The following is a 4,123-nucleotide window of genomic DNA, read 5'->3' on the forward strand; positions in this document are numbered from 1 at the left end:
TTCGGTGCTGGTGTCGTCGCGTGCGGCCGCGCGTTAAATCCTTTGCCGGCCCCTCTTTCCTGGCTTTACAATGGACTCATGATGTTCTGGCGAGCGACCGAAGGCCACGGGTGCAATCACCCGTCCTCGCAGCCTGCCCTGAGCATTGGGAAGGTTCCCTGATGAGACCGGAAGGTCGCTGACCGGGAACCGCCCGCGGGGAAAGCCCCAGCGGGCGGTTTTCATTTGCATAGGGATCAGCCAGCGGTTCGGCGGCCCGGCTCCAACCCGGGCGTAATGCGGGTTCGACTCCTGCGGTCCCTGCGAGCCCCTGAGTACGGGCTTGCCGGTTGACATGTCCATAGCGTGAGCATCTTCAGGCAGGCCTCTTCGTGCCTGCCGCCTGGTCCGCCGTGTGCTTGTGACGGCGGCCGTGGGGCTGTAGCTCAGCCTGGTAGAGCGCCTCGATGGCATCGAGAGGGCCGCGCGTTCGAATCGCGCCAGTTCCACCACGGGGATGACAGCTAAGGCAGCGGTCGCGCCCTGCAAGCGCCGACGAGCCGGTTCGATTCCGGCCTTCTCCACCGGGTTCGAGGAAGACGGCAATCCACTCGGTTCGGGGCCGAGGGAAACCGGGTTCGACTCCCGGGGACCCGACTCGACGGTGCCTTCCAAGCATCTCACCGGAGTTCGATTCCCCGGTGCGGTTCCAAGCGTCGCTAGCTTAACCGGCTAGAGCAGCGGGCTCTTACCCCGTGAGGTCTCGGTTCGAATCCGAGGCGACGTACCCATGGGCGTGTGCGCCAACGGCAGAGCGGGCGTCCTCAAAAGGCGCCGGTTGCGAGTTCAAGTCTCGCCGCGCCTATGCGATACCGGGTGGGTTGCCGGGCATCCCGCCAAGTCTCTGAAACTTGGGCACGCAGGTTCGAGTCCTGCCCCGGTAGCCATGCCGCCGCGTTACGCGCCAGTGCGCGCTTGTTCTTGGCAGGAACGAGTCGCCCGGGCCGGCGCCGGGAAAGGCTCCATGCGGATGTAGCTCAGGGGTTAGAGCACTTCCTTGCCAAGGAAGAGGCCCCGGGTTCGAGACCCGGTATCCGCTCGCAAGCCGGACTAGCCCAACACGGCAGAGGCGCCTGGCCCAGACCCAGGAGGTTCGCGGTTCGAATCCGCGGTTCGGTACGGAAGGTGAACCGGACAGGCGCGCCGGGCTCGCCCGCTAAGCGATGCGCGGGTCACACCGTGGGCTTCGAGTGCTCCGCCTTCCGCCATGGAGGATGAACCGGCCAGGGGCCGGCTGCGGTCGGAAGCCGTATGGGCGCCGGAAGGCGCTGGGAGTCGCGATCTCCGTCCTCCGCCATCTCCCGCTCGTTCGTATCGGGCGGGAGAGCCGACATGGAGAGTGAACTAGCCGGGGAGCTGGCGCCGATTCGAAATCGGCTGGGCATAAGGCGGTAGCGCTCGGTTCAACTCCGCGATGGAGCGCCGCTAGCGCAACCGAGAGCGCGACCGCCTTCTAAGCGGCCCGGCCGGGGTTCGCCTCCCCGGCGGCGTACGCACGGATCTTGCTCCGTTGGAGAAACTGGTTAACCTCGCCAGGCCCTCAACCTGGAGTCTGCGGGTTCAAGTCCCGTACGGAGCACGCAAGGCCCCATCGGCCAATGGCTAAGCCACCTGCCCTTCAAGCAGGAAAAGACGGGTCGGAACCGTCTGGGGTCACAGCGCGGTGGACTGGAGTTAGGTTCCAGCCGGGTCTCATAAGCCCTGTAACGCGGGTTCAAATCCCGCCCGCGCCACCAATCTCGCGTGGTCCAACTAGGCAGGACGGCGGACTGTTAATCCGTACGGTGAAGGTTCGAATCCTTCCGCGAGAGCGCAGCACATCATGGTCTTGCAGGGGAGCCGCCTTGCAGGGAGCCGGAGTCCCCGCCACCCCGTCAAGGTGGAGACCGCGGGTTCAAATCCCGTCAGGACCGCTCAGGACCGCTCACGCTCTCGTGGTGAAACGGATATCACGCCTGGCTACGAACCAGGAGAGCGGGGGTTCGACTCCCTCCGAGAGCGCGCAAGCCCGGCTAGTTCAACGGAAGAGCGGCTGCCCTACAAGCGGCGAATCGGGGTTCGAGTCCTCGGCTGGGTACTGTGGCCGATTCCGAAGTCAACGAGGAGCCAGGTTGTGACCCTGGTCCAAGAGGGTGGAAGTCCCTCCGGTCACCCCAGGGTCGGTGGCGCAGCGGCGACCGCACTCGGCCGTAAACCGAGCATCCCACCCGCAGGTTCGAGTCCTGCCCGGCCCACGCATGCCCTCGTAGCGCAGGGGATAGCGCACTAGCTTCCGAAGCTAGGGGTCGCCCGTTCGAGTCGGGCCGAGGGCGCTCGTGTCGCGCACCTCACTCTCATGCTCACGTTAGGGACATGCCTACGCCGGAACCGGCGGTCGGCTGGCACGATGACGGCGACACCACTTCCAGCGCGGTTTCATCAAGGCCGAAATCGTGTCCTTCGACGACCTGATGGCCGCGGGCTCCATTGTCGCCCCCGAGGCCGCCGGGGTGATCCACACCGACTTCCGGCGCGGCCAGCTAGGCCCCCGAACGCAACCGTCCACGGCACGCAGTTCAGCCGCTCAGGCGGGGGAGTTGCGCGGGTGGCGCCAGGGGCGGCGCACCGAGGTGAATCTGGCTCGGCGGCGGGGCGACTACCGTCACGGGCATCCCGAAATCGCTGAACGTGATGTCCGATATGTCCTGCGTGCCCTGGAACAATCCTGACGACACCGTGGTCAGCGAGACCCGCATGTGGCGCACCTGCCCGTGTTCATCGACGCTGAGCGTGCCGTAGACGGTCCGCGGGGCGTGCGAAGACCCGGCGGTCGCGGTGAACGAGTACTCGGTGCCGGTCCATCCCGGGCCGGAGACCGGGCCGTCGTCCCGCACGGAGGTGGCGGATTCGATCAGCGGCAGCAGGCCGTGCGGCCCCACCGCGATGGCCTCGGCGTCGCCGGCGGCGAGCGCGGCCGCGAAGTCCCATGTGGCCGACTCGCCCGCATCGATGGCGTTCGTGTTGGGAGCCGCGACAAACTTGTACCAGGGCCTGCGATGACCCGACTTCAGCGTGAAGTCCGGCGACGAGTACTCATATTTGCCGATGTAGCGGTAGCTGCCGTTCGCGTCGACATTGTTTCCGGTCACGGTGTCCTCGCCGGTCTGCCGCGCGGGATCGAAGGCACCCTGGTCGAACAGCCTGAATCCGTACTTCTGGCCGTGGACCAGGAATATCTGCTCGAGGACCGCGCTGATGCGGAAGGTCTGCACCCTGGTCCTGGCGAGGATGCTGGTGAGCTCGGCGCGTGCGGTCAGCGGGGGCGGCGGGCTCCCATGGGCACCCGACAGCCCGAGCAGGGTACCGCCGCCCGCCGCGACCGCGAGCACGCCCGCGGTCGCCGTCCTGGCGCGCACCCGGCGGCGCGCTCGCCGCCGGTGAACGGCGGACAGCAGGTTGGGGGCCGGCGGGATCGTGTCGGCAGCCGCCGCGAGCAGTTGGCGTGCTGCTGCCTCGGTGAGGTCGTCGTTCATGTGTTCCCCTTCACTACGCCTTTACTAGTCGGCTTGCCGCGTAATCCTCCGCTGGCCGGCTGATTTGCCAGCTCACTGCCGAGCAGTTCGCGCAGCGCCCGCACCCCCCGATGGGTGTGGGTCTTGACTGTGCCGACCGAACATCCGAGCAATTCCGCCACCTCGGTCTCCGGCAGATCAGCGCAATAGCGCAGCACGAGGGCCGCTCGCTGCTGCCGGGGAAGGGCGGCCAGCGCCTGCCTGACCAGCACGCCGACCGCGTGCCGGTCCGCGAAGTCCTCCCCTGAGCCGGGGAGCGGCCCGATGGAGCCGGCCCCTGTCCCGTCCGCCGCCAGCTCCATCGGCGTTTCCTGCCGCCACTTGGCCCGCCACCAGGACCGGCGCGTGTTGACGATGATCCGCCGCAGGTAAGCGTCGGGATCGGTGCTAACGTCCAGCCGCGGCCAGGCCCGGTACAGCTTGAGCAGGCTTGCCTGCACGAGGTCTTCGCCTGCCTGCCTGTCACCGGTCAGCAGGATCGCCAGCCGCAGGTGGCTATCTCCCCTGTCGCGGACGAAAGCGGCGAAGCGCTC

2 protein-coding genes and 16 tRNA genes are annotated in these 4,123 nt (G+C 67.4%); 16 read left to right on the forward strand and 2 right to left on the reverse strand.

The annotated features are described in order from the left end of the window. Positions 1–231 precede the first annotated feature (231 nt). The 16 genes from Q1N79_RS00825 to Q1N79_RS00900 all read left to right on the forward strand — a co-directional run bounded on the left by Q1N79_RS00825 (position 232) and on the right by Q1N79_RS00900 (position 2,351). Positions 232–303: transfer RNA gene (locus tag Q1N79_RS00825), tRNA-Trp, on the forward strand. A gap of 111 nt (positions 304–414) precedes the next feature. Further along, positions 415–491: transfer RNA gene (locus Q1N79_RS00830), tRNA-Ala, on the forward strand. Between the two features lie 201 nt (positions 492–692). Continuing rightward, positions 693–766, forward strand: a tRNA-Lys gene (locus Q1N79_RS00835). A gap of 5 nt (positions 767–771) precedes the next feature. Continuing rightward, positions 772–844: transfer RNA gene (locus tag Q1N79_RS00840), tRNA-Leu, on the forward strand. Positions 845–849: 5 nt separating this feature from the next. After that, positions 850–926, forward strand: a tRNA-Gln gene (locus Q1N79_RS00845). Positions 927–1,005: 79 nt separating this feature from the next. Beyond that, a tRNA-Gly gene (locus Q1N79_RS00850) sits at positions 1,006–1,078 on the forward strand. Positions 1,079–1,083: 5 nt separating this feature from the next. Continuing rightward, positions 1,084–1,158, forward strand: a tRNA-Leu gene (locus Q1N79_RS00855). Between the two features lie 300 nt (positions 1,159–1,458). Continuing rightward, positions 1,459–1,531, forward strand: a tRNA-Arg gene (locus Q1N79_RS00860). Positions 1,532–1,543: 12 nt separating this feature from the next. After that, a tRNA-Glu gene (locus tag Q1N79_RS00865) sits at positions 1,544–1,618 on the forward strand. Positions 1,619–1,696: 78 nt separating this feature from the next. Next, a tRNA-Met gene (locus tag Q1N79_RS00870) sits at positions 1,697–1,775 on the forward strand. Position 1,776: 1 nt separating this feature from the next. Next, positions 1,777–1,850 (forward strand) — tRNA-Asn (locus tag Q1N79_RS00875). Between the two features lie 13 nt (positions 1,851–1,863). Then, positions 1,864–1,952: transfer RNA gene (locus Q1N79_RS00880), tRNA-Asp, on the forward strand. Between the two features lie 15 nt (positions 1,953–1,967). Further along, a tRNA-Arg gene (locus Q1N79_RS00885) sits at positions 1,968–2,040 on the forward strand. Between the two features lie 5 nt (positions 2,041–2,045). Next, positions 2,046–2,116 (forward strand) — tRNA-Val (locus Q1N79_RS00890). Between the two features lie 79 nt (positions 2,117–2,195). Beyond that, a tRNA-Tyr gene (locus Q1N79_RS00895) sits at positions 2,196–2,273 on the forward strand. 5 nt (positions 2,274–2,278) lie between these two features. Beyond that, positions 2,279–2,351 (forward strand) — tRNA-Arg (locus tag Q1N79_RS00900). 243 nt (positions 2,352–2,594) lie between these two features. Here Q1N79_RS00900 and Q1N79_RS00910 read toward each other — a convergent pair. Both Q1N79_RS00910 and Q1N79_RS00915 read right to left on the reverse strand, forming a co-directional pair. After that, complete coding sequence (locus Q1N79_RS00910) at positions 2,595–3,551, reverse strand: hypothetical protein (protein ID WP_300602886.1); 957 nt, start codon at positions 3,549–3,551, stop codon at positions 2,595–2,597. Further along, positions 3,548–4,123, reverse strand: a 576-nt coding sequence (locus Q1N79_RS00915) for a SigE family RNA polymerase sigma factor (RefSeq protein ID WP_300602889.1), incomplete at its 5' end; no start/stop codon positions are given. The genes Q1N79_RS00915 and Q1N79_RS00910, both read right to left, overlap by 4 nt.

Origin of the sequence: Trebonia sp., assembly GCF_030042015.1 — a bacterium.
Lineage (GTDB): Bacteria > Actinomycetota > Actinomycetes > Streptosporangiales > Streptosporangiaceae > Trebonia.